Origin of the sequence: Cutibacterium avidum 44067, assembly GCF_000367205.1 — a bacterium.
Lineage (GTDB): Bacteria > Actinomycetota > Actinomycetes > Propionibacteriales > Propionibacteriaceae > Cutibacterium > Cutibacterium avidum.
On sequence record NC_021064.1, the window covers coordinates 1529063 to 1552075 of the forward strand.

Annotated in this window: 22 protein-coding genes, 1 tRNA gene and 1 riboswitch; of the genes, 5 read left to right on the plus strand and 18 right to left on the minus strand. The window is 63.5% G+C overall.

The features are described 5' to 3' along the window. The first annotated feature begins 161 nt into the window (after positions 1 to 161). The 3 genes from PALO_RS06965 to PALO_RS06975 all read left to right on the plus strand — a co-directional run bounded on the left by PALO_RS06965 (position 162) and on the right by PALO_RS06975 (position 4603). On the plus strand, positions 162 to 800 hold the full coding sequence (locus PALO_RS06965; RefSeq protein WP_171023489.1) for a class F sortase: 639 nt from the start codon (positions 162 to 164) through the stop codon (positions 798 to 800). A gap of 79 nt (positions 801 to 879) precedes the next feature. Continuing rightward, complete coding sequence (locus PALO_RS12570) at positions 880 to 3723, plus strand: FAD-binding and (Fe-S)-binding domain-containing protein (protein WP_015582977.1); 2844 nt, start codon at positions 880 to 882, stop codon at positions 3721 to 3723. A 529-nt stretch (positions 3724 to 4252) separates the two neighbouring features. After that, positions 4253 to 4603, plus strand: a complete 351-nt coding sequence (locus tag PALO_RS06975; protein WP_238137850.1) for a hypothetical protein — start codon at positions 4253 to 4255, stop codon at positions 4601 to 4603. Between the two features lie 66 nt (positions 4604 to 4669). Here the strand turns inward: PALO_RS06975 and polA are convergent, their stop codons facing one another. Beyond that, on the minus strand, positions 4670 to 7348 hold the full coding sequence (gene polA / locus PALO_RS06980; RefSeq protein WP_015582979.1) for a DNA polymerase I: 2679 nt from the start codon (positions 7346 to 7348) through the stop codon (positions 4670 to 4672). Between the two features lie 71 nt (positions 7349 to 7419). Between polA and PALO_RS06985 the strand changes: the two genes are divergently transcribed. Continuing rightward, positions 7420 to 7833, plus strand: a complete 414-nt coding sequence (locus PALO_RS06985; RefSeq protein WP_004811783.1) for a PaaI family thioesterase — start codon at positions 7420 to 7422, stop codon at positions 7831 to 7833. A gap of 19 nt (positions 7834 to 7852) precedes the next feature. Here PALO_RS06985 and PALO_RS06990 read toward each other — a convergent pair whose 3' ends face one another. Next, positions 7853 to 8500 carry an ANTAR domain-containing response regulator gene (locus PALO_RS06990; RefSeq protein WP_036910302.1) on the minus strand — a complete coding sequence of 216 codons (648 nt, stop codon included), beginning with the start codon at positions 8498 to 8500 and terminating at the stop codon, positions 7853 to 7855. A 175-nt stretch (positions 8501 to 8675) separates the two neighbouring features. On the opposite strand from PALO_RS06990, the gene PALO_RS06995 reads away from it, so the two are divergent. Beyond that, positions 8676 to 8758, plus strand: a tRNA-Leu gene (locus PALO_RS06995). 8 nt (positions 8759 to 8766) lie between these two features. Here the strand turns inward: PALO_RS06995 and PALO_RS07000 are convergent. From PALO_RS07000 to ftsW, 16 genes are all read right to left on the minus strand, one after another. Then, complete coding sequence (locus tag PALO_RS07000) at positions 8767 to 9138, minus strand: fluoride efflux transporter FluC (RefSeq protein WP_023032537.1); 372 nt, start codon at positions 9136 to 9138, stop codon at positions 8767 to 8769. Continuing rightward, entirely contained in the window at positions 9135 to 9566 is a 432-nt protein-coding gene (locus tag PALO_RS07005; protein WP_015582982.1) for a fluoride efflux transporter FluC, read from the minus strand. The genes PALO_RS07000 and PALO_RS07005 overlap by 4 nt, the downstream gene beginning before the upstream one ends. Continuing rightward, complete coding sequence (locus PALO_RS07010) at positions 9557 to 10105, minus strand: universal stress protein (protein WP_015582983.1); 549 nt, start codon at positions 10103 to 10105, stop codon at positions 9557 to 9559. Before PALO_RS07010 ends, PALO_RS07005 begins: the two co-directional genes overlap by 10 nt. Positions 10106 to 10210: 105 nt before the next feature. After that, positions 10211 to 10281: riboswitch (Fluoride riboswitch) on the minus strand. A 137-nt stretch (positions 10282 to 10418) separates the two neighbouring features. After that, positions 10419 to 11795, minus strand: coding sequence for a pyruvate kinase (pyk, locus tag PALO_RS07015; protein WP_036901726.1), 1377 nt, complete (start codon positions 11793 to 11795; stop codon positions 10419 to 10421). A 175-nt stretch (positions 11796 to 11970) separates the two neighbouring features. Continuing rightward, positions 11971 to 12891 carry an RluA family pseudouridine synthase gene (locus tag PALO_RS07020; protein WP_004811790.1) on the minus strand — a complete coding sequence of 307 codons (921 nt, stop codon included), beginning with the start codon at positions 12889 to 12891 and terminating at the stop codon, positions 11971 to 11973. Further along, the gene (locus PALO_RS07025) at positions 12888 to 13394 is read right to left on the minus strand and encodes a signal peptidase II (RefSeq protein WP_050796899.1); all 507 of its coding nucleotides are present in this window, start codon (positions 13392 to 13394) and stop codon (positions 12888 to 12890) included. The genes PALO_RS07020 and PALO_RS07025 overlap by 4 nt, the downstream gene beginning before the upstream one ends. A 59-nt stretch (positions 13395 to 13453) precedes the next feature. Beyond that, positions 13454 to 13933 carry a TraR/DksA family transcriptional regulator gene (locus PALO_RS07030; protein ID WP_004811792.1) on the minus strand — a complete coding sequence of 160 codons (480 nt, stop codon included), beginning with the start codon at positions 13931 to 13933 and terminating at the stop codon, positions 13454 to 13456. Between the two features lie 159 nt (positions 13934 to 14092). Continuing rightward, positions 14093 to 15184, minus strand: a complete 1092-nt coding sequence (locus PALO_RS07035; RefSeq protein ID WP_004811793.1) for a DivIVA domain-containing protein — start codon at positions 15182 to 15184, stop codon at positions 14093 to 14095. Positions 15185 to 15335: 151 nt separating this feature from the next. After that, positions 15336 to 15626 carry a YggT family protein gene (locus PALO_RS07040; protein WP_015582986.1) on the minus strand — a complete coding sequence of 97 codons (291 nt, stop codon included), beginning with the start codon at positions 15624 to 15626 and terminating at the stop codon, positions 15336 to 15338. A gap of 11 nt (positions 15627 to 15637) precedes the next feature. Next, a complete protein-coding gene (locus tag PALO_RS07045; protein ID WP_015582987.1) occupies positions 15638 to 16153 on the minus strand; it encodes a cell division protein SepF in 516 nt (171 codons plus the stop codon). Between the two features lie 127 nt (positions 16154 to 16280). After that, on the minus strand, positions 16281 to 17066 hold the full coding sequence (locus PALO_RS07050; RefSeq protein ID WP_015582988.1) for a purine nucleoside phosphorylase YfiH/LACC1 family protein: 786 nt from the start codon (positions 17064 to 17066) through the stop codon (positions 16281 to 16283). A gap of 1 nt (position 17067) precedes the next feature. Continuing rightward, positions 17068 to 18321: a cell division protein FtsZ gene (gene ftsZ / locus PALO_RS07055; protein ID WP_015582989.1), complete on the minus strand. Its 1254-nt coding sequence runs from the start codon at positions 18319 to 18321 to the stop codon at positions 17068 to 17070. A 122-nt stretch (positions 18322 to 18443) separates the two neighbouring features. After that, a complete protein-coding gene (locus PALO_RS07060) occupies positions 18444 to 19157 on the minus strand; it encodes a cell division protein FtsQ/DivIB (RefSeq protein WP_015582990.1) in 714 nt (237 codons plus the stop codon). Beyond that, positions 19157 to 20572 (minus strand): UDP-N-acetylmuramate--L-alanine ligase, encoded by a 1416-nt coding sequence (murC, locus tag PALO_RS07065; protein ID WP_015582991.1) that lies wholly within the window; start codon positions 20570 to 20572, stop codon positions 19157 to 19159. Before murC ends, PALO_RS07060 begins: the two co-directional genes overlap by 1 nt. Before the next feature lie 31 nt (positions 20573 to 20603). Beyond that, a complete protein-coding gene (gene murG, locus PALO_RS07070) occupies positions 20604 to 21707 on the minus strand; it encodes an undecaprenyldiphospho-muramoylpentapeptide beta-N-acetylglucosaminyltransferase (RefSeq protein ID WP_015582992.1) in 1104 nt (367 codons plus the stop codon). Positions 21708 to 21743: 36 nt separating this feature from the next. Further along, on the minus strand, positions 21744 to 22919 hold the full coding sequence (gene ftsW, locus PALO_RS07075) for a putative lipid II flippase FtsW (protein ID WP_187117070.1): 1176 nt from the start codon (positions 22917 to 22919) through the stop codon (positions 21744 to 21746). Between the last annotated feature and the right edge of the window lie 94 nt (positions 22920 to 23013).

Consider the following 23013-nt stretch of genomic DNA (forward strand, 5'->3'; position numbering starts at 1 on the left):
GACTGAACCCCTCACACGCCTTGGAGGACATCACAGTCATGACTGATCAGTCTTCTCACCCCGAAAGCCATGACCCGTCGATCGGATCGTCGACCAGTTCGACTGCTTCCGCCGGCGGGGGCGCCCAGTCGGGCGGTCCGAAGTGGCGGATCATCGCGATCGTGGTGGTCATCGCTCTGATCATCACTGCCATCGCCGCCATCTTCGTTCAGCGCGACAAGGACGATGACTCCGCCGGTGGGCTGGCATCATCAGCATCTGCGGCCCCCGCATCAAGTTCAGCAGCTCCTGCGACGTCCGCCGAGAAGAAGGGCCCTGTCCCGTCCGGCTGCATGAAGAACCCGAAGCCCATCGTGCCGGTCAAGTACTCCATTGACGGCATGAAGGTCTCCGCCAAGGTGCTGTCGCGCGGTGTCGATGGTACTGGTGCCGCTGGTAGCCCACCGAAGAGCGACCCGTCCTCGTGGGCCTGGTTCAACGAAGGCCCAAGGCCGGGTTCCGGCAAGGGCAAGGTCGCTCTGAATGGACACACCTATCACAAGGGTGGAGCCATCGGGAACCGCTTGATGGCCGGTCTCAAGAAGGGCGACATCATTCGCCTGACCGACAAGGCCGGACAGACCGCCTGCTACCGCTACGACCACAAGACAAAGGTCATGGTCAAGGACTACGACCCCAACTCGAATATCCTCTACGACAACAACGGGCCCGCTCAAGCCGTCATCGTCGTCTGTGACGATTACAAGGGCAAGGACGACTGGGAGTCCCGCGTGTTCTTCTACGCCGATCCGGTCGCCTGACCCCAAGGGTTCACCATAAGTTCACATAAGGCTGCCCTGAGACGAGCGCGCACGTTCGGTCATACCTAAAGTTAGGAATATGAACCGTGGTGCACGCTCGTCCATTCCGTCCGCGCTTCTCACCGATCTGCTGGAGATGCTCGGGGAGACCAAGGTCAGCCATGATCCCCTCGACCTGGTTGCAGTGGCTCCCGACGCATCCCACTACCTGCTCACTCCCGGTGTCCTCGTCCGCGCCGGATCGACCTCAGATGTTGCGGCAGCCATGGCGGCTGCCAAACGTCACAAGGTGGCCGTCAATTTCCGTTCGGGCGGAACGAGTCTGTCCGGGCAGGGCATGACAAACGGCGTCATGGTCGACACCCGGCGATCATTCCGCGGCATCGAGGTTCTCGACGGCGGCCGCAAGGTTCGAGTCCAGCCCGGGGCGACCGTCGTCTCCGTCAATGCCGTCCTTGCCAGGTACGGACGCAAGCTCGGCCCGGATCCCGCCTCGTCAGTGGCATGCACCCTGGGCGGAGTCCTCGCTGACAACTCCTCGGGAATGAGCTGCGGCACCGTCACCAACTCATACCGGACCCTGGATTCCATGGTTTTCGTACTGGCCTCGGGAACTGTCATCGATACCTCGGACCCCCAGTGCGAGGACAAACTGGCCCATGACGAGCCGGAACTTGTCGAGACCCTGCTGGCACTGCGCGATCAGTGCCGTGAGAAGGCCCGCGCCGACGAGATCGCCTTCCAGTTCTCTCGCAAGAACACCATGGGTTATGGGCTCAATGCCTTCCTCGACTATGACAACCCGGCCCAGATCCTCTCCCACCTCATGATCGGTTCCGAGGGAACCCTCGGGTTCATCTCCTCTGCCATCATGAACACTGTGGAGATCATGCCGGAGCTGGTCACCGCCCTGCTTCACTTCCCCACTCTCGATGCCGCGACCAAGGCCCTTCCCGCCCTGGTGGGATCCGGTGTCACCGTCACCGAGCTGATGGACTCCTCGTCCCTTCAGCTGTGTCGCGACGACCCAGCCAATGGCCACATCATCCCGCCAGCCCCCGGAAGCGGAGACGCTGCTCTCCTCGTCGAGTACCACTGCCCCGACGAGCAGTCCCGCAGGGAAGCCATCGAGGCTGGTAACTCCGTCATCTCCGGTCTTGACCTCGTCAACGAGCCCACCTTCACCGACGATCCGGCCGTACGCGGCCCGATCTGGACCCTGCGCGATGGCCTCTACGCCAAGATCGCCGGCACCCGACCGTCTGGCCAGACGGCCCTCCTCGAGGACATTGCCGTCCCCGTCGAGACCCTCGCCGGGGTGTGCGGAGACCTGCAGCAGCTCTTCGGCGAGCACAACTACCCGGAGTCGGTCATCTTCGGCCATGCCAAGGACGGGAACATCCACTTCTTGGTCCTCGAGGACTTCCGGGAGAGGAAGGGCCTGGACCGTTACGAAAAATTCACCGAGGACATGGTCACCCTCGTCCTCGACGCCCACGGCACCCTCAAGGCCGAGCACGGCACGGGACGGATCATGGCCCCGTTCGTGGAGCGTCAGTACGGGTCAGACCTCTACCGAATCATGCGGCAGGTCAAGGAATCAGTGGATCCGACGGGTGTACTCAACCGCGGCAGCATCATCACCGACGACCCCAAGCTGCACCTCAAGGAGGTCAAGCTCACCCCGACCGTCCCGGAAGAGGTCGATCGCTGCGTCGAGTGTGGATACTGCGAGCCGGTCTGCCCGTCCCGCGATCTCACCTTGACCCCTCGCCAGCGCATCGTCATGCAACGGGCCATCGCCCAGGCCCGCGACGACGGCAACGTGGAGCTGGCTGCAGATCTCGAGCAGCGCGCCACCTATCCGGTGGTGCAGACCTGTGCCGTCGACGGGATGTGCGAGACGAACTGTCCACTGCACATCAATACCGGAGACCTGGTTCGCCGCCTGCGAGCCGAACAGAATCCAGCTGCTTGGCAGACCGCCTGGGACCTCGCCGCCAGGGGATGGAATCCCTTCGTCTCCGCTGCGAGTGCCGGGATGTCCGCGATCAAGCCAGTTCCGGCTGCTGCCACCAACGTGATCACCGGTGCGGCACGTGCCGTGCTGGGAGACGACCGGATCCCGGCGGTCTCCGACGAGTTGCCTGGTGGCGGACGGCGGCGCAGTTCGGGTCATCGCAGCTCCCCCAGGGGACGACCGGACATCGTCTACCTGCCGGCGTGCGTCAACACCATGTTCGGTGGCGCGGTGCCAGGCGAGAAAACCACGGAATTCTCGATCATTGCTCTGCTCACCGCAGCAGGGATTGGAGTGACGGTCCCCGAGGGCATCAATTCGCTGTGCTGTGGCACGCCGTGGAAGTCCAAGGGGATGACGAGGGGATACGCGACGATGCGGCGGCGTGTCGTCGAGGTCATGCGTCGGGCCACCAGGAATGGTGAATTGACGATCATCTCCGATGCCGTCAGCTGCTCGGAAGGATTCGTCCACGAGCTCGAGTACGAGGGAGTGACGGGGATCCGGGTCGTCGACGCAGTCCAGTACGTCGCCGACGAGGTCCTCCCGATCATGCCGCCCCTTCCCAAGGTTGGTTCAGCCGCCCTTCATCCCACCTGCTCCTCAACGCGGATGGGCTGGAACGATGCCCTCAAACGCTGCGCCGAAGCGGTCGCTGACGAGGTCGTCGTGGCAGACGCCTGGGGCTGCTGCGGATTCGCCGGAGACCGCGGGATGCTGCACCCCGAGCTCACCGAATCGGCCAGCCGACGCGAGGCAGCCGAACTGTCGGCACGAGACTTCGACCTCTACCTGTCGGCCAACCGCACCTGCGAGCTCGGCATGGAACGAGCCACCGGAAAGCCGTGGCGCCACGTGCTCTCGGTCCTGTCCGAACGAATGGTGGAGGACGCCCCAGCATGATCAGTGATTCGTAAGAGATGCTGGCCCGGCCGATATCGGCCGGGCCAGTTACGTATCGAGCCCGACCACCTCTCGGATTCTGACGGCCTTGGAGCCTTCCAGCAACCAACAGCTGGGAGAAATATCTCGTTTTCATCCGAAAATGATCTCTGGCTAGGTACAGTCCACTTCGCTGCGTACCACATCGCCATTGCAACGCCGGGAGTTCAGATGCCTCTCACCGCTACTACCGAAACCCGAACCGTCGCCGTCGATGGTGCCGAAGTCACCTACTCCGACTCAGTCTAGATCAACGACGGGCACCGTCCGCTCGTCATCGTCCACGGCACCTCAGGATCAACCGCTTCCCACTACGGCCAGATCTTCCCCATGCTGGCCACCTGCACCCGTGTCATATCAGCCGATTGGATCACCGCGGATGGTCACCAAAAACTCCGTAACGGTGGCTGGCACAAGCTGGACGAGGAGACGTCTGAGGCCATTTGTCATTACATGGCTTTCTGCGCCTTCTCTCTCTCCCCCCAACTTCGTGCGCAAAGCCGACCCCAACATGGTCGAGGCTGCCATCGCCGCCCTACCGATCAACGAGTTCATCGCTGCGCAGATGGACCTCAACGGTCGGGGCGACATCTCCGACATCATCGGCAACATGTCGAGAGTCGACTCGTTCACTCCTGATCCGAAGTTCATCACCAAGGCTGATTTCGGCGAATCGGTGCCCATCGGCGACCACGCCGAGGTCATCATCACCGGCGGCGGAATCTGCCTGGTACGTCGACGACCGCGCACTGGTCAGTTGACGGCCATCTGGCCCGACTACGCCTACGACTTCCGCGTCCAGAACGGACACCTCGACCCAGTCTGGTTCGACATGGAGTGATCGTCACAACTGATGACGAGATGAGGGGCGTCCCGGTTGGGATGCCCCTCATCTCGTTAGCCGGGCTCAGTGCGCAGCGTCGAACCACGACCGTCCGACGCCAATCGACACCGTCAGCGGCACCGACAATTCCATGGCGTGGACCATCGCGTCGGTGACGATCTCGCGGACTCTCTCCTCCTCGCCATTGGCGACCTCGAGGATAAGTTCGTCATGGACCTGCAGCAGGACGCGACTCGTCAGACCAGCCTCGTCAAGTTTCTCGTCGGTGGCGAGCATGGCGAGTTTGATGAGATCTGCGGCCGATCCCTGGATGGGTGCGTTGAGGGCGGCGCGTTCCGCCATCTCGCGACGCTGGCGATTGGTCGAGGTGAGGTCAGGAAGGTAGCGACGGCGTCCCAGCAGGGTCTCGGTGTATCCCTGACGACGGGCTTGGTCGACGACCTCCTCGAGATATTCGTGAACCTTCCCGAAAATGCTGAAGTAATCAGCCATGAGTTCCTTGGCCTCGCCGACGCTCACCTTGAGCTGGTTGGACAGCCCATAAGCGCTCAGGCCGTAGGCCAGACCGTAGTTCATGGCCTTGATCTTGGAACGTTGGGCGACACTGACATCCTCAGGAGCCACTCCGAAGACGTGCGAGGCCGTCACCGTGTGGAAATCCTGCCCAGACCGGAAGGCATCGATGAGGGACTGATCCCCCGAGACGTGAGCCATGATCCGCATCTCGATCTGGGAATAGTCGGCACTCATGAGGGACTCATACCCCTCACCGACGACGAATCCTTCCCGAATGCGTCGTCCCTCCTCGGTGCGCATGGGGATGTTCTGCAGGTTCGGATCCTTGCTCGACAGGCGTCCGGTCGCGGCGATCGTCTGCATGTAGGTGGTGTGGACCCGGCCGTCGTCACGAACTTCCTTGAGCAGTCCGTCGACGGTCTGACGCAACTTGATGGCATCGCGATGCTCCAGCAGATGGGCCAGGAAGGGATGCTCGGTCTTCTCGTACAGACCAGCCAGCGCATCGGCGTCGGTGGTGTATCCGGACTTGGTGCGCCGGGTCTTCGGCATGTCGAGCTTGTCGAAGAGTATCCCCTGCAACTGCTTGGGAGAGGACAGATTGATCTTCTCACCAGCCGCCTCCCAGGCAGCCTCCTGGGCGCGAGTGACACGCTCGTCGAATTCGGATCGCAGCCCTTCCAGGACGTCGGTGTCGACGGCGATACCGGCCCGTTCCATCGAGATGAGGCACCGCTGCACCCTCATCTCGACGTCGTGGAGCAGCTCGGACCCGCCGCGAGCCTCGACCTCCTTCTCCATGACGTCGGCCAACTTGGTGACCGCCACCGCCCCCTCCATGGTTTCGGCGGACCGGTCGTCCCCGAAATCGAGCATCCCCTGGTCGGACTGTTCCTCCCCCTCACCCAAGGTGACGTTGAGGTGGGTGCGCACCGCGTCGTCGAACTTGTGAGTGCGGCGATCCGGGTGCAGCAGGTACGAGGCAAGCTCGGTGTCACAGGTGAGCCCTTTGACCTCCCAGCCGCGCTCGGCCAACGCCTCCACCGGCCCCTTGGCCGAATGCATCGCCTTCGCGTGGGCCTCGTCTGCCAGCCATTGTGCAAAGGCCTTCTCGTCACCCGGGCCGAGATCAGCTGTGTCGAACCACACCGCAGTGCCGTCTCCGGCTCCCAACGCCACGGCCTCCACGTCACCGGACCCACTGCCCCAGGTGCCCGTGACGTCAACACCGATCCGGCCTTCCGCCGTGGAGAGCCAGTCTCCCAAGGTGCCCGGCTCGAGCACCGCGCCGGAGACGTCTAGGGCCTCGTCAATCTCGACGACCTCGTCGGCATCCGACTCGGATGCCAGCGCACGCACACGATCCCACAGGGTGCGGAACTCGAGGGTGTCGAAGACTGCGCGGGTGGCCTTGGGATCCCAGGGCTGACGAGCAAGGTCGGCCAGGGTGACGTCGAGGTCGAGGTCACGGACCAAGGCGTTGAGCTTGCGGTTACGAATGACGTCGTCGAGATGATCACGGAAGGACTGGCCTGCCTTGCCCCTGACGGTGTCAGCCTCCCGAATGAGGTTCTCCAGACCGTCATAGGTGTTGAGCCACTTCACAGCCGTCTTGGGGCCAACCCCGGGAACGCCGGGAAGATGGTCAGCGCTCTCCCCCACCAAGGCCGCCAGCTCAGGGTAGCGGGCGGGGGGCACGAGGTACTTCTCCTCGACGCCTTCCGGTGTCATACGGGCGAGGTCCGAGACACCCTTGCGCGGATAGAGAACCGTCACCTGGTCATTGACGAGCTGCATGGCGTCCCGGTCTCCTGAGACGAGCAGGGACTTAAACCCCTCAGCGGTCGCTCGGGTGGACAGGGTGGCGAGAATGTCATCGGCCTCGTAGTTCTCCTTGGACAGATGAACGATGTGGAGGGCGTCGAGGACCTCCTTGATGAGGTCGATCTGGCCGGGGAACTCCGGCGGAGTGGCGGCTCGTCCCGCCTTGTACTCGGAGTACTCAGTGGTTCGGAAGGTACCGCCGGCAAGGTCCCATGCCACCGCGATGTGCGTGGGCTTTTCGTTGCGCAGCAGGTTGATGAGCATGGCGACAAAACCGTGCACCGCATTGGTGTGCTGGTCCGTCGAGGTGATGAAGTTCTCCACCGGCAAGGCATAGAAAGCCCGGAAGGCCATGGAATGCCCGTCGAGGACCATGAGGGTGGGCTGCGTCGTCTCGCTCATGCCCTCGACTCTAGAGGACACCACGGACAGTATTAAGGGATCGGCATGGCACACAGTGGCATGCTTCACCTGTGAGCTATTCCATCCCTGAACATCCGCTTCCCGAGTGGCTGGCCGAGCTCGTCAGCCCCCTTGACGACAAACTCGGCGTCAAGGTACGTGAGATCTCTCCCACCCGCTGTGTCGTCACCGCACCGCTCGACGGCAACACCCAGCCCATGGGTCTGTGGCACGGCGGCGGCTCTGGCGTCCTCGTGGAGACAGCCGGCTCCCTGGCTGCCATGGCCCACGCGCGCACCTTCGAGCATTCTGCCGTCGGTACTGAACTCTCGGTATCGCATCTGCGCCCACCCCACGGCCATCAGGTCATCGCGACCGCGACGGCGGTGCATCTGGGCAGACACACAACGACCCACACCGTCGAGATTGTCGACGATGAGGGCCGTATCTGTGCTGTTGGAAGGATGACCTGTCAGGTCATTTGAAAATGGGACTACGCCGAGATCACTTCTCGTTCTCGGCGTGGTCAATGACTCCCTGAGCCACCTCGCGCATCGACTTGCGCAGGTCCATGGCGGTCTTCTGGATCCACCGGAAGGCCTCCGGCTCGGTGAGGTCAAGGCTGGCCTGCAGGATGCCTTTGGCCTGGTCGACGATCTTGCGCGACTCCAGGCGCTCCTCCAAGTCCATGACCTCGTCCTCCACGCCGCGGATCTCGGCGAAGCGGGCCATGGCGATCTCGATGGCCGGAATGACGTCCGAGGCATCGAAGGGCTTGACGACGTAGGCCATCGCACCGGCCTCCTTGGCACGTTTAATGAGGTCGCGCTGGGAGAAGGCGGTCAGCATGACGACCGCACAGATGCGGTCCTCGGCGATCTTGTCGGCTGCAGTGATGCCGTCCATCTTCGGCATCTTGACGTCCATGACGACCAAGTCAGGTTCGAGCTCATTGGCGAGACGGACAGCTTCTTCGCCATCACTGGCCTGGCCGACGATCTCGTAACCGTGCTCCTCGAGAAGCTCGACGAGATCAAGGCGGATGAGAGCCTCGTCCTCGGCCACCACGACGCGCGGATGTTCCTTCTCCACCCCCGAATCAGAGGTCGACCGGGTGGGGTCCTGTGGCTTGCTCACGGTGGTTCCTTGCATGTCGATCGTTGACAACTCGATTCAATCCTAATGGTTGACAGGCCTTGACGCACCTGCAGGCGTGCCCGATCGTGACGGCATCTCCCTCAGTGACGACCGAATGGTCGATCAACGGCAACACCCAGTGGCCGCAAAATCGGCATACCGGCGCAACTGTGGCACAATGGGCGAGCCGGCCCGAGTGGCGGAATGGTAGACGCGGCGCACTCAAAATGCGCTGTCCTTGCGGGCGTAGGGGTTCGACTCCCCTCTCGGGCACCGTCGGCTTACACCAGTGATCCCAGGGACAGGCCCAGGATCGCTGCCAGCGCTCCCGCAATGGCCATCCCCAGACAGTGCAGAGCTCCCACGTTCATCCCACGGCTAGACGCGGTGCGCGAGGTCTCCACTGACGCCGTGCTGAAAGTCGTGAAGCCACCGCAGAATCCGGTTCCCAGCGGACCCTTGAGACTCTGTGAGAATCCCACATGATTGAGAGCCACCGCGATGATGAATCCCAACAGCAGGGATCCCAGCACATTGATGACGAGGGTTCCCACCGGCACTGGGGCCGGGAAACGAGAGTTGATGCGCGAGTCGAGCAAGAACCGCGTGACCGCACCAAGGCCACCAGCCAGGCAGACCCACAGCATCATCATGACGACCTCCGGCGAACTGCAGCACGCACCGTGGTAATCATGGCCCAGGCCAGGAAGGCACCTGCCGCGACACTCGTCAAGAGGTAGGTAATGCCCAACAGCCAGTGCCCAGACATGACACGCTGCCCGGTCTCCACTGCGAGGGTGGAATAGGTCGTGAACCCGCCAAGCAGACCGGTACCAAGGCAGAGCCGAACCGCTCGGCGAATCCCCTCGTCAGGGCCAGCATGGACGAGAACTTCGAGCAGGGTCGCGAGCACGAAGGCCCCGACGAGATTGGTCACCAGGGTCGCCCAGGGCACACCGTCGGCAGGAGCCGGCCAGGCGTGGGCTATTTCGGCTCGCATGAGGGTACCCAGGCATCCCCCCAGGAAGACCAACCCCACCAGTACCGGACGACGATCGAGAAATCCCGATCTCACTGCCATGGCGAGGAATCCTTCCAGTCGACGACGGCGGTGGGCACCACAAGTACCGGACGGTGCTGATGGTGAGACAGATTGGTCGCAATCGATCCACTCACGAATTCCTGGACCCGACGCCGGCGATGCGTTCTGGCTCCCACGACGAAGGCCGCAGCGTCAATGGCTCGAGCGAGGTGGGTCAAGGCACGATCTGGCCGACCAGCGAGGTATTCCAGCCGCCACGGGACATCGCCGTCTCCCAAGACTGTCGAGATTTCCTCGGTCAGACCCTGACGGACGGTCTCGACGTCACCATCCATGGCGTCCGGGTCGATGGGTACAGACACCACCGACCCATCTGTGTTCTCCTCGACGACACAGCGCCGCTGATCAACGTGGGCGAAGACAATTTGGGAGGCCTTGGTCGCACGGGCCAGTGAGGCAGCCGTCAGGGCCACCAGACTCGATTGCCACGGAACCACCGCGACGACGATGGGGTGACCGCGAAACTCGACCATTCGGGAGGGGTGCGGCTGAGGCACTGCGCCATCTTTCACCGCCATGTGTCCACTCATGATCGTCCCCCGCATTGGGGGCCACGCGACTGCACGGGATCCATCGTCATCTCGCTCATTCATTGGTGCGAGGGCAGATTCCCACCCACGCATGACGGGGTAGGAACCATCAGCCAGATCGGCAGTTCGGCATCGGCCAGGCGGGATCCATCGCCGTCACGGACCTTACCAGCCCCGTCCCCCCACCTCGTCGAATCCTTCCGCGGTGCGGGCGGCGTCGCTCTCCCCGTCCGGAAAAGGCGGACGTCCCCCATCCCGGAAGGGGTGAGGGACGTCGCGACAATCGAGGTTCACCCGCCGATCAGTCGTCCTCCTTGATGCGAAGGATGCGCAGATCGTTGGTCTTGCTGGGGATGTCCATCGGGGAGCCGGACAGCACGACGACGCGGTCGCCGACCGGCACGAAGCCCTTGTCACGCAGGTAGGCGTTGACCCAGCGGTACAGCTCCTCAGCGGTCTTGAAGACCGGGGTGACGACGGCGTGGGCGCCCCACACCCAGGCGAGATCCTTGGTGGTGGTCTCATCAGGGGTGAAGACGATGAGCGGGGTGCTCGGACGCAGACGGGCGATACGGCGAGCGGTGTCACCGGACTTGGTGAAGGCCACGATGAACTTGGCCTCGGCACGTTCGGCGATCTCGGCAGCAGCCTTCGACATGATGCCGCCGGTGGTGTGCGGGTCCCAGTCGATCTTGGCGATCTTGTCCAGACCGTGAGCCTCGGTGGACTCCACGATCTTGGCCATGGTGCGGACGGTCTCGCCCGGGAAGTCGCCAACGCTGGTCTCAGCGGAGGTCATGACGCCGTCGGCACCGTCCAGGATGGCGTTGGCCACGTCGGCGGCCTCGGCGCGAGTCGGACGGGGAGCGTGGATCATCGACTCGAGCATCTGAGTGGCCACGATGGCGGGCTTGGCCTGCAGACGAGCCTTCTCGATGATCTGCTTCTGAATCAGCGGGACCTCCTCGAGCGGGCACTCGACGGCCATGTCGCCACGGGCAACCATGACGGCGTCGAAGGCGTCGATGATCTCGTCGAGGTTCTCGATGGCCTGCGGCTTCTCGAGCTTGGCGATGACCGGGACGGTGCGTCCCTCCTCGTCCATGATCTCGTGGACGCGGTCGATGTCGGAACCATGACGGACGAAGGACAGCGCGACGAGATCGATGCCGGCCTTGAGGGCCCAGCGCAGGTTCTCCTCGTCCTTCTCGGTCAGGGCCGGGATGGACACGGCGACACCGGGAAGGTTGATGCCCTTGTGGTCACCGACCGGACCGGCGACGGTGCAGTGGCAGTTGACGTCGTTGCCGCTGACGGAGTCAACCTGCAGGACGGTCTTGCCGTCGTCGATGAGGATGACGTCGCCAGCCTTGCAGTCCTCGGGCAGTCCCTTGAAGGTGGTGGAGACGCGCTCCTGGTTGCCCATGATGTCGTCGGTGGTGATGGTGAACTTGTCACCAATCTCGAGGTCGATCTTGCCGTTCGACTCTCCCTCGGCCTTCTCGAACAGGCCGGTACGGATCTTCGGGCCCTGCAGGTCGGCCAGGGCTGCCACGTTGAGCCCGAGCTCTTTCGAAACCGAGCGAACCAGGTCAAGACGCTCCTGGTGTTCGGTGTAGTCGCCGTGGCTCATGTTGAGGCGGGCGATGTTCATGCCAGCCTCCATGAGCTCCTTCATGGCGTCGTGGCTGGACACAGCGGGTCCAAGGGTGTTCACAATCTTAGCTCTACGCACACCCCTCACGATACCGCCCGACATCGCGGGAACCCGACTCAATGAGCCTCTCAGCGCCGGATGTACATCAGACGTTCATCCATGATGCACGGATGACCACAGCCGACTGAGCGACTGTTCAGGCTTGCCTCACCACATCCAACGCGTGCTGAAGATCCTCGGACGGGTCCGAGCGGAACGTCACCCATTCGCCACGTCCTGGATGGGTGAATGACAGTTCCGCGGCATGCAACCACTGCCGCTCCAGTCCCAGTTCCTTGGCCAGCACCGGATCACACCCGTAGAGCGGATCTCCACAGCAGGGATGTTTGACGGCTGCCATGTGCACCCGGATCTGGTGGGTTCGACCGGTCTCGAGATGCACCTTGAGCAGGGTCGCGTGACGGAAGGCCTCGATCGTCTCGTAGTGGGTGACGGAGTGACGCCCGCCGTCGACGATCGCCATCTTCCAGTCGTGACGATGATCACGACCGATGGGGGCATCGATCGTTCCCGTGAAAGGATCGGGATGTCCCTGGACAAGGGCGAGATACACCTTGTCAACGGTTCGGTCCCGAAAGGCCTGCTTCAACAAGGTGTAGGCGTGCTCACTCTTGGCGACCACCATGAGACCGGAGGTTCCGACGTCGAGGCGCTGCACAATGCCCTGACGCTCCGGCGCCCCACTCGTGGAGATCGCGAATCCAGCGGCCGCCAGATGCTCGACGACGCTGGGACCGTCCCAGCCCAGAGACGGGTGAGCGGCCACACCAGCCGGCTTGTCGACGACGACGATGTCAGAGTCATCGTGAACGATTCTCATCCCCTCGACGATCTGAGGGGTGATCGACGGGGTGGCGACGGGATCGGACAGATCGATGTCGAGCATCTGCCCCATGGCGACGCGAACAGACGCCCGGGACACCTTCTGCCCGTCCAGGAAGACCAACCCTTCCTCGATGAGATCGGCAATCCGGGATCGCGACACCCCGCTCATCCGAGCAGCAGCGACATCAACCCTCTCTCCGTCAAGACCATCAGGTACCAGCAGGACGCTCACATCTCCTCCTTCTCGTCGCGCTCCCCTCGCACATTGTCATCCGTCGCATGACCTTCACCGTCGTGGCGCCCGAAGATCGACACCAGCACGACGAGGATCGCCGTACAGGTGATGAAGATGTCGGCGACGTTGAAGACCGCGAAATGCGGCAGGCTGATGAAGTCGACGACATGGCCACGCAATGGCCCAGGCTCCCGGAAGATGCGATCAGTGAGGTTGCCGCAGATACCAGCAATGAGCATTCCGCAGGCGATGAGGGACCAACGATGACGAGCCTTCGGGACCCCCCACGTGCACACGACGATGAGCATCGCGACGGCGAAGAGGCTGATGAGGACGGTCGCCGTCGATCCCATGGAAAAGGCAGCACCCGGATTACGCAACAACCGCAGCGTGAAGAAACCACCAAGCCAGCTCGGCGGATCGTCGGGATCAAGATGAGCGACGGCCTCCGCCTTGGTCCATTGGTCAAGGCCATAGCCAGCCACCGCGATGACGACCATCACCAGACGCCAACGCCTGAGCTGCGCTCCTGTCAGCGCAGTCGGATCAGTGGGAGAGATCACCGGCGCTCTTCGCGCTGCTTGCACTTGACGCACATGGTGGCTCGCGGGAAGGCCTGCAGACGAGCCTTTCCAACGGCCTTGCCACAGGACTCGCAGGTACCCCAGGTACCCTCGTCGAGCAGCTGGAGAGCGAGCTTCGACTGGTCGTAGACGGCACGGGCGTTGCGCGTGACGGAGATCTCCTGGTCACGCTCGAACTGGGAGGAACCGACGTCGATGGTGTCCATGCCGGCACCGTCGTTGCCCTGCTTCATGAGATCGGCAAGGTCATTCTCGGCCTTGGCAAGGGCGGTACCCATCCTGTGGACGTCCGACTCCAGGGCGTCGATGATCTCGCGAACCTCATCGGCCGTCCATGGCTCATCGCCGTCGCGCACCGGCAGGGAGGCGGCGATGGCCTCGGCATCATGATCTGACATGGAACTCTCCATCGTCATGCGGGGATCGTCCCCGGCTTGGTGGTGTGTGCCGCTCATGTCATCACCTACGTGGGAGGTGCATGAACTGTGGGCAGACATTACACCCATGCCACTCACCCGTCATCCTCGTCGCCGGCTCCGAGATTGGCCACCAGATGAACGACGCCGTGCCCCGGTCATGTGACCAGGGCACGGCGTCTTGGAAAGTGTGTCGCGTCAGTTCTGCTGCTGGCCGCGGCCAATGAGAGCGTCGAGACGCGGGGTGGACGAATCACCCGGAGCAACGCGGTTCTCCGACTTGAGCAGCTCGGGCAGCTCGGCGGGCTCGAAGACGCCATTCTCCAAGTTGTCAGCCTGAGCACGCAGGTGGGAGGTGAGAGCATCGCGGTAGCTCGCCTCGAAGGAGCGCAGGTGGTCGACATCGCCTGCCAAGGTGTCACGCTCGGCCTCGAGCTCGCGGAAGAGCTCGGTGCGGCGGGTCTGGGCATCGGCATTGACCTTGTCAGCGTTGCTCTTGGCGTCCGAGGTCATCTTCTCGGCATTGACGCGGGCGCTGGACTCGATGCGCTCGGCACGGGTCTGGGCATCGATGGTGAGCTCGTGAGCCTTGGTCTCGGCAGCCTGAACCTTGCGACCGGCCTCCTCCTCAGCCTCGTGGACGACACGCTCGGCGTCGGCGAGGGCCAGCTCAACCATGCGGACAACGGCCGGAGAGGCCTCGGCGCTGGTGGTCACGACAAGCTTCTGGACGCCATCCTCGGTGGTCGTCGGCTGCTGTTGGGCGACCGAGGAAGTACGGCTACGGGCAGCAAGGGCATGGGCATCACGCAGCTGGGCGCCAAGACGCTCGTTCTCGCTGCGCAGGCGGGCAACCTCGGCCGGGTCGATGTCCTGGCCCGGGCGCTGGGTGGCCCGACGCAGCTCCTCGATCTCGGACTGCAGGGAAGCCTTCTCCTGCTCGATCTGGTGGGCGCGGTTCTCGGCCTCCTGCTGGGCGGCCTTGGCACGATCAACCTCACCGGAATCAACCGCCGGACGATCATTCTGTTGGGAGCGCAGCTCCTCGATCTGGGCACGGAGGTGCTCGTTCTCGTCGACGAGCTCCTGATCGGCCTTCTGCTCACCCTGGTCACCGGACCTAAGGGCCTCGACCTGGGCCTTGAGACGCTCATTCTCGTCGGTGAGGGTCATGAACGCCGCTTCAACCTTGTCGACGAAATCATCGACTTCAATGGCGCGGTAGCCCTCGCCGGGGCGTTTGACCATCGGGAAACGAACCTTGCGCACCTCTTCGAGGGTCAGCGTCATTGTGCACTCCAAGATGTCGGGAACAGTCAGGACCCGTGAGGCGGACCGTATGGTCCGGGGTGGACACGAGATGTCGACAAGGTTACTCCACCGCGGCGCTCGCGTCACTCGGGAGGCTCAACCTCACCTTCGGGGTATGGCCAATACCCCCTCACCAGAAGACGGCGACAACCAGCCTCTGAAGGACGGCCAGCAGGACGAAAACGATGATGAACCCGACCGAGAATCCGACATTGCCGAACCTCACCGGCGGCACAAGTCGATCAAAGAACTTGATCGGCGGATCCGTGATCGTGTAGACGATCTCAAACACCACTGCCAATGCGCCGTGCGGCTCGAAATCGCGCACCAGCAACGGCACCCAAGACATGAGCATCCGCACGATGAGCAACACCGTGTAAATCTGAATGAGCCACGTGAGAACGGTCCCGGCCAGGATCATGGCTGACTCCGTCAGGACTGGTTGAAGAACCCGCCACTGGCGATGCGGGCCTTGTCCTCCGGGGTGACATTGACATTGCGCGGGCACAGCAGGAAGACCTTGCTCGTCACCCGCTCGATGGTTCCTCGCAGACCGAAGATGAGACCGGCAGCGAAATCGACCAGGCGCTTGGCGTCGGCGTCGTCCATCTCGGTGAGGTTCATGATGACGGGAATGCCATCACGGAACTGCTCGCCAATCGTCCGAGCCTCGTTGTAATTGCGCGGATGGACGGTCAGGATGCGGTTGATGTCGGCGATGCTCGGCTCGTCGAGCTCCGGGCGACGCTGCTGGACCGCCTTGTGTTCCCTGCCGCGCTGCCCGGTGGAGTCGTGATGATGCAACTGGGTCACCTCCGAAGATGGCTCGTACCCGTCGTCGGAGTAGACCTCCGTGGTGAGCTCCTCGTCCGGAAGATCCTCCTCGTCGTAGCGACGATCGTCGACAATGCCGACATACGAGGCGATCTTCCTGCCGATTCCTGCCATCTGGAGCTCCTTCTCGTGGGTGCGTCCCCAAGACGGGGATCTCACCATTCAAGCCTGCCACGGATATTGCCACGGTTTGACGAGACACGCGAACTGCTGACACATCATGGACCGGCGGGATCCGTCCTCATCGAGGGTTGGAAGTCCTCCACACCAGACCGGCAAGACGTCCCGCACCGTGATCCCTCCGGTGGGAGAACAGATCTTGTCCCTCAAAGGTACAGGGGTCAAGCCCGACTGCTGCCACGCCCAGGGACTCCAGCTGGACCAGGGCTCCGGCACCCAGATCAAGGGCCGGAGTCCCTCGACGAGTCACGGCCCGGGTTGCCGGGTACTCGGCCCACACCTGCTCTGCCATGTCAGCGGGGACCTCATAACAGTTGCCGCAAATATGAGGCCCCACCCATGCCAGCAGGTCAGTGGCTCCCATGTCTCGCATGGCGCTGACGGTGGCCGGAAGGACCCCCGCCAGGAATCCCACTCGACCGGCGTGAGCAACCCCGATGACACCAGTTTTCGGGTCAGCCAGCACGACGGGCATGCAATCGGCGACCCGAATGGCCAGTGCGACCCCGGGGAGGACGGTGACCATGGCATCAGCGACGGGGAGTTTCCGCTGGCCTGCGACGCGGTCTCCAAGATAGCGTTGCGGAGTCCACCCCTCGACGTCGTCAGCCCCGACTCGCCACACGTCCTTGCCGTGCACCTGATGACAGACCATCACCGGACCAAGGCCGAGGCGGGCACGCAGCGCCTCCAGGTGCTCGAGAACGGCGGGATCCTCGTCAGTGCGTCCGAGATTGAACCCGTCGAAACCGTGACCACCCAGGCCCCGGCCGGCAGGGTCGACGCGATCCGTGAAGGCGACCCCAACGCCATTGTTGGCGTCGGGGTCGATGACGAATCTCAGCACGTCACTTCAAGAAGTCGGGGATATCCAGATCATCCTCGGGCTCATCGACCTGCGGACGCTCGTCCTGCTGCTGGACCGGCTGGTTCAACTGCTCCGGCTGGGAGGGACGATGACCGAACGGGCTGCCCTGGGTCTGCGGACGAATCGGGGTCGGCTGCTGGTTGCCGCTGCCCTGACGGTTCGCGCTGGAGGAAGATCCGGACGGGGCTGCCCCGGTACCAAAGACTCCTGCCGAGGAACGATTGCTCATTGCCGGACGGGAGGCCGGACGCTGGCTGATGCCAGGTTGCTTGGTGCTGGTGGGCTGGCCATTCTCGAACCCGGCCGCGATGACCGTGACGCGCACCTCATCGCCGAGGGCATCGTCGATGATGGTGCCGAAGATGATGTTGGCCTCGTCGTGAGCGGCGGCCTCGATGAGATTGGCCGCACTGGCGACCTCGAACAGACCGAGGTCGGAGCCACCGGCGATGGACAGCAGTACGCCGCGAGCACCGTCGATGGACACCTCGAGCAGCGGGGACGAGATGGCCATCTCGGCGGCAGCACGGGCGCGGTCCTCGCCAGAGGCACGTCCGATGCCCATGAGGGCCGATCCGGCGTTCGACATGACCGACTTGACGTCGGCGAAGTCCAAGTTGATCTGACCCGGCGTCGTGATGAGGTCGGTAATGCCGGAAACACCTTGCATCAGCACCTGGTCGGCCTGTTTGAAGGCGTCCAGGATGGCGATCTGCTGGTCCGTCATGTCCAACAACTTGTCGTTGGGAATGACGATGAGGGTGTCGACCTCGTCGCGCAGATTGCCGATACCGGACTCGGCCTGGGACGAACGGCGGTGGCCCTCGAAGGAGAACGGGCGGGTCACGACACCAATGGTCAGGGCCCCGAGGGAACGAGCAATCTTGGCGACGACGGGAGCAGCACCTGTGCCAGTCCCACCGCCCTCACCGGCGGTGACGAAGACCATGTCGGCGCCCTTGAGGGACTCCTCGATCTCGTCAGCGTGATCCTCGGCAGCCTGACGTCCCTTGTCAGGGTCCGCACCTGCACCCAGTCCTCGGGTGAGGTCCCTGCCGATGTCGAGCTTGACGTCGGCATCGCTCGTGAGGAGGGCCTGGGCATCGGTGTTGACAGCGAGGAACTCAACTCCCTTGAGTCCCGCCTCGATCATGCGGTTAACGGCATTGCAGCCGCCACCGCCTACCCCCACGACCTTGATCACGGCGAGGTAGTTCTGGGATGGAATAGCCACTGGAGTTCTGCCTCACTCTTGTCTGACGGACCGGTCTAGGGCAAGGGTATGAGCACGTCAGAAGGGTGTCCAACGCCGTAGGCCCACCTTGACCTCGACCCTCAACCCCGGCTTGAGACTGCTCACCGAGAGGTCGGATGCTCCGGGGATGAGACGTCGAAACGGGTTGCCTTGACATTGAGCATCGCGGCGGTGACCTTGCCCTTGAGCTCGGACTGATCCGCCGATCCCCACACCACCGTCCGTTTACCGGACAGCACCACGACGATGGCGTCACGGGATTTGGCCTCGACGTGGTCGACCTGTCGCCTCAGCTCGACGGGGAAGGAATCAGCCACGGTTGCGACGTCGCGCAGCAGGGCACGGTTGCCCGACGACGTCGTGGCCCACACCGCCTTCGGGGTCGGCTTGGACGTCCGGTTGAAGATCGCCCCGGTGGGGTCAATCCACAGGTATCCCCCAGGAGTCTTCACCTGGTACGAGACCTTCAACTCGGTGACGTCGATGACGAGGGTGTGAGGCCACTTCCGGTGCACCTCAGCCTGGTGGACGATGTCCATCGCGGTGACGCGAGCAACGACCTCGTCAGTGTTGACCCGCGCCAGGGGCTGGCCTTTCTGCACCTTGGCGGCCTGCTCGACCTGGGAGACCGTGACCAGATGCGTTCCGTGTACCTCGACGGTGTCGACGCTGAACACGGAGGAACTGCGCACCACCCAGATCGCCACCAGGATGAGGACCACCACCGCAGCGACGATCCCTGCGATGATCTGGTTGCGACGTCGGCGGCGTCGGCGTCGCAACTCGATGGCAACGTTGATGTCGGAAACCGGCATCAGGACTTGTCCTCCAGCAATCCCACCAGGACCGGACCCACCAAGGTGACGTCTCCAGCTCCCAGGGTGATGACGAGGTCGCCGGGCCGCACCTCTTCGGCAAGAGCCTCCGGGAGGTCCTGCTTGTCAGGAACGTAGCGGGAATCACCACCTGCCGCGATGACCGCATCGTGCACCATCTCGCCCGTGACCCCAGGAATCGGGTCCTCCCGGGCGGGGTACACGTCAGAGATGATGACGCGGTCAGCCAGGGTGAGGGCCTGGCCGAACTCCTCGGCGAAGTCCCGGGTACGGGAGAACAGATGAGGCTGGAAACAGGCTATGACCCTCCCCTGCCCGGTCACTGCGCGGCGCGCAGCCCCGAGAGTGGCGCGCAGCTCGGTCGGATGGTGGGCGTAGTCGTCGAAGACTGCCACGCCACCGACGCGTCCCACCAGCTGGAAGCGCCGCAGAGTACCTGTGAAGGCGCCAATTCCCGTCAGGAGTTCGTCATGGTCAATCCCCAACAGGGAGCCGACGCAGTAGGCGGCAGCAGCGTTGGAGACGTTGTAGCGCCCGGGAACCTGGAGTTCGATGCGACCCCGGGTGGACCCGTGGACGAGGGTGGCCGAGGCCGTCGTGCCCGCCAGGTCGAGGTCGACGAGCTGGACCTCTGCCTGCTCCGACTCACCGTAGGTGACCACCTTGACCGTTCCGGTGCTCTCCAGGCGAGCCGCCAGCTCGGCCGCCCCCGGATCATCGACATTGGTGACGACATAGCGCACCTCGGGGCGGGTTGCCATCGAGACGAAGCCATCGAAGTATGCCTGCGGGGTGCCCCAGTTGTCGAGGTGGTCAGCTTCCACATTGGTGACGACGACGATCTGGCTGGGGTACTGCAGGAAGGAGCCGTCGGACTCGTCAGCCTCGACGACGAAGACCTCCCCCCCACCCAGGTGGGCCGACTCTCCGGTGGATGCCAGCGGTGAACCGATGACGTAGGACGGATCAGCTCCGGCATGATCGAGCATGGTGGCGACCATTCCGGTGGTCGTCGTCTTGCCATGGGTACCGGCGATCGAGACACCCTCACGACCCAACATGAGGGCAGCCAGAGCGGCCGAGCGGTGCCAGACGCGCAGGCCGAGACGATTGGCCTCCACCAGCTCCGGATTGTCAGGACGGATCGCCGAGGAGACCACGACCGTGCGAGCCCCGGCCAGATGGGCAGGGTCATGGCCCACCCAGGTCTGGACCCCAGCAGCTGCCAGATCACGCAGGTTGGCTGAATCGACCTGGTCGGAGCCGCGAACGTCCACTCCCATGTCGTGGTAGATCCGCGCCACACCGCTCATTCCGGCTCCGCCGATGGCGATGAAGTGAACCGGCCCAATGGTGCTGGGGCCGAGCAGCTCGACAGGTTCCCGCAATGACATGAGTTTTCTCCTCGAACAGTCGTCGGGTCGATCACTTCGAATTGGTGGCCGAGATCACCCGTGCCGCCATCTCCTCAGCGGCATGGGCAGGCATGAGTCCCCGTCCGGCAGCTGACATTCTGGCCAGCGCATCGGCGTCATGAATGCGCGCGGTCTCGGCGAGGAGCCGCTGGGCATCCAGTTCCGCGTTCGTGACGACGACACCAGCCCCGGCGTCAACGGCCGAGGTGGCATTGCGCGCCTGTTCGCCATTGCCGTGTGGCAATGGAACGTAGATCGTCGGCAGGCCGACGGTCGCGGTCTCCACCACTGTTCCAGCTCCGGAACGAGCCACCATCAGGTCGGCAGCCGCGTACGCACTGGCCATGTCGTCAACATATCCGACCGGCAGCCAGGCAGCTCCCGTCGTTTCATCAACGATCTTGGTGTTGCCCTTGATGTTCTTCGGGCCCACGACGTGGAGGATTTGCACACCGTCGGCAAGGAGGGTGTCACGTGCTGCGACGACGGCGTCATTGATGGCGACCGCTCCCTGAGATCCTCCGGAGACAAGCAGGGTGGGACGGTCGGTGTCCAGTCCCAGATCGGCGCGAGCGCGGGCACAACGCCCGGCTCGATCCGCGTCGCTGGAGTCTGCCAGGTCAGTGATCTGCGTGCGCAGCGGCATACCGACGAAGGTGCCCTTCGGCAACGGGGTGTCGGGGAACGCCGTACCGACGAAAACCGCAAACCGTGCGGCGATCTTGTTCGCCAGCCCGGGAACAGCGTTCTGCTCGTGAATGACGACGGGGATCCTGGCTTTCCTGGCAGCCAGGTATGCAGGCAACGAGACGTAACCGCCGAAGCCGACGACCACATCAGCCCGGCGCTGCTTGAGCACCGCACCTGCCTTCCGTACCGCTCCGGCCAACCGACCAGGAACCTTGAACAGATCCGCGTTCACCGTGCGCGGCAGCGGCACCGGAGGAATCATGTCGAGCTCGAGACCGGCCTCGGGGATCACTCGTCCCTCAAGACCCTTCGGCGTCCCGATGCAGGAGACCGTGACGCCACGCTCCTGCAGAGCCTTCGCGGTGGCAATAAGGGGAGATGTGTGGCCAGCCGTTCCTCCGCCAGCCAGAACAACGTTCACCATGGGTACTCCTCGGGGGAATGGGATATGGCGTCGAGATCAGCCACGATTACCTCCGTCGACGACACTCGTCACACGGGCGGGCTCGGTGCGTCGGGAAGCCTCAGTACTGCGCCGAGCGTCTGGCTCGGTACGGGCACACGCCAAGATGATGCCGACCGCCAACAACACCGACACCAAGGCCGATCCACCGATAGAGATGAAAGGAAGCGGCACGCCGACGACCGGCAACAGATTCAGTGAGACAGACATGTTGATGATCGCCTGGACCGCAATCCATGCGGTGGCCGTCGATGCGGCCGAACGACGGAAGAGAGAGTCCTGGCGCATCGCCGTCCTCACTCCTGCCCACACGAGCAGGGTGAACAGCAGGATGACGCCGAGGGTGCCGAGCAGACCCATCTCCTCACCGAGGACGGCGAAGACGAAGTCGTTCTGCGCACCGTCGTAGAGTCCTCCCCACTTCTGACGGGACGCACCGATGCCGACCCCCCACCAGCCACCGGTCGCCAGGGCGTAGATCGCCGAGAGCGGCTGCTGGGAGGTCGTCGCGCCATTGTCAGGATGCAGGAAGGACAGCACGCGCTGAGCTCGGTAGGGAGTGATCGCGATGAGCATCAGGATCGCCAGCAGGCCCAGACCGATGAGAGCGCCCAAATAACGTTTCGGCACGCCGAATCCCCACATCTGCGCCAACATGATGAGTCCGATGATCATCGTCGTCCCAAGGTCTCCCTGAGCGATGACCAGCAACCCGATGACCCCATACAGCGCAAGATAAATGCCCACGCCTTTGGACGTCGCCATCTCGTCTCGACGCGACGCCATGTAGCTGGCCCCGATGAGGACCAGCGCGAACTTCGCGAACTCCGAGGGCTGCAGGCTGACCGGGCCGAGAGCCAGCCACGACTGGTTCCCCTTGCCAGCGTCAGATCCCAGGGGGGTCAGCACCATTACGAGCATCAGGCAGACGACGGCGTAGGTCAGCCCGCCGAGTTGGCGCAGATGTGCTTCCGACAACCGGGACACCACCGCTGAGGCAATCGCTCCGACGACGAGGAAGAGGATCTGGCGAATGGCGAAGTGGTAGGGCCCGCGTCCGAGCGACTGGGAGTACACCGAGGACGAGGACAACCCCATCAACGCTCCGATGCCGCACAGCAGCACGGTGGTGGCGAGGATGACGTAGTAATCCAGGAAGGGTTGAGTCAGCAAGCCACCTGAGGATCCGTCACCGCTGTCGAGTCGCAGGAAGTGTGTCAGCCAGCTGGCGGGGGTCCGGCGTCGGGCTCCATTCATCTGCCGAGGA

Coding starts and splice junctions, on each gene's coding strand:
- PALO_RS12570 (WP_015582977.1), top strand. CDS start 880: ATGAACCGTGGTGCACGCTCGTCCATTCCGTCCGCGCTTCTCACCGAT.
- polA (WP_015582979.1), bottom strand. CDS start 7,348: ATGAGCGAGACGACGCAGCCCACCCTCATGGTCCTCGACGGGCATTCC.
- PALO_RS06990 (WP_036910302.1), bottom strand. CDS start 8,500: ATGCAAGGAACCACCGTGAGCAAGCCACAGGACCCCACCCGGTCGACC.
- PALO_RS07000 (WP_023032537.1), bottom strand. CDS start 9,138: ATGATGATGCTGTGGGTCTGCCTGGCTGGTGGCCTTGGTGCGGTCACG.
- PALO_RS07005 (WP_015582982.1), bottom strand. CDS start 9,566: ATGGCAGTGAGATCGGGATTTCTCGATCGTCGTCCGGTACTGGTGGGG.
- PALO_RS07010 (WP_015582983.1), bottom strand. CDS start 10,105: ATGGCGGTGAAAGATGGCGCAGTGCCTCAGCCGCACCCCTCCCGAATG.
- pyk (WP_036901726.1), bottom strand. CDS start 11,795: ATGAAGGAGCTCATGGAGGCTGGCATGAACATCGCCCGCCTCAACATG.
- PALO_RS07025 (WP_050796899.1), bottom strand. CDS start 13,394: ATGGTCGTCATCGCGGTGGCTGGCTATGGCCTTGACCAATGGACCAAG.
- PALO_RS07030 (WP_004811792.1), bottom strand. CDS start 13,933: ATGAGCGGCACACACCACCAAGCCGGGGACGATCCCCGCATGACGATG.
- PALO_RS07035 (WP_004811793.1), bottom strand. CDS start 15,184: ATGACGCTGACCCTCGAAGAGGTGCGCAAGGTTCGTTTCCCGATGGTC.
- PALO_RS07040 (WP_015582986.1), bottom strand. CDS start 15,626: ATGATCCTGGCCGGGACCGTTCTCACGTGGCTCATTCAGATTTACACG.
- PALO_RS07045 (WP_015582987.1), bottom strand. CDS start 16,153: ATGGCAGGAATCGGCAGGAAGATCGCCTCGTATGTCGGCATTGTCGAC.
- PALO_RS07060 (WP_015582990.1), bottom strand. CDS start 19,157: ATGCCGGTTTCCGACATCAACGTTGCCATCGAGTTGCGACGCCGACGC.
- murC (WP_015582991.1), bottom strand. CDS start 20,572: ATGTCATTGCGGGAACCTGTCGAGCTGCTCGGCCCCAGCACCATTGGG.
- murG (WP_015582992.1), bottom strand. CDS start 21,707: ATGGTGAACGTTGTTCTGGCTGGCGGAGGAACGGCTGGCCACACATCT.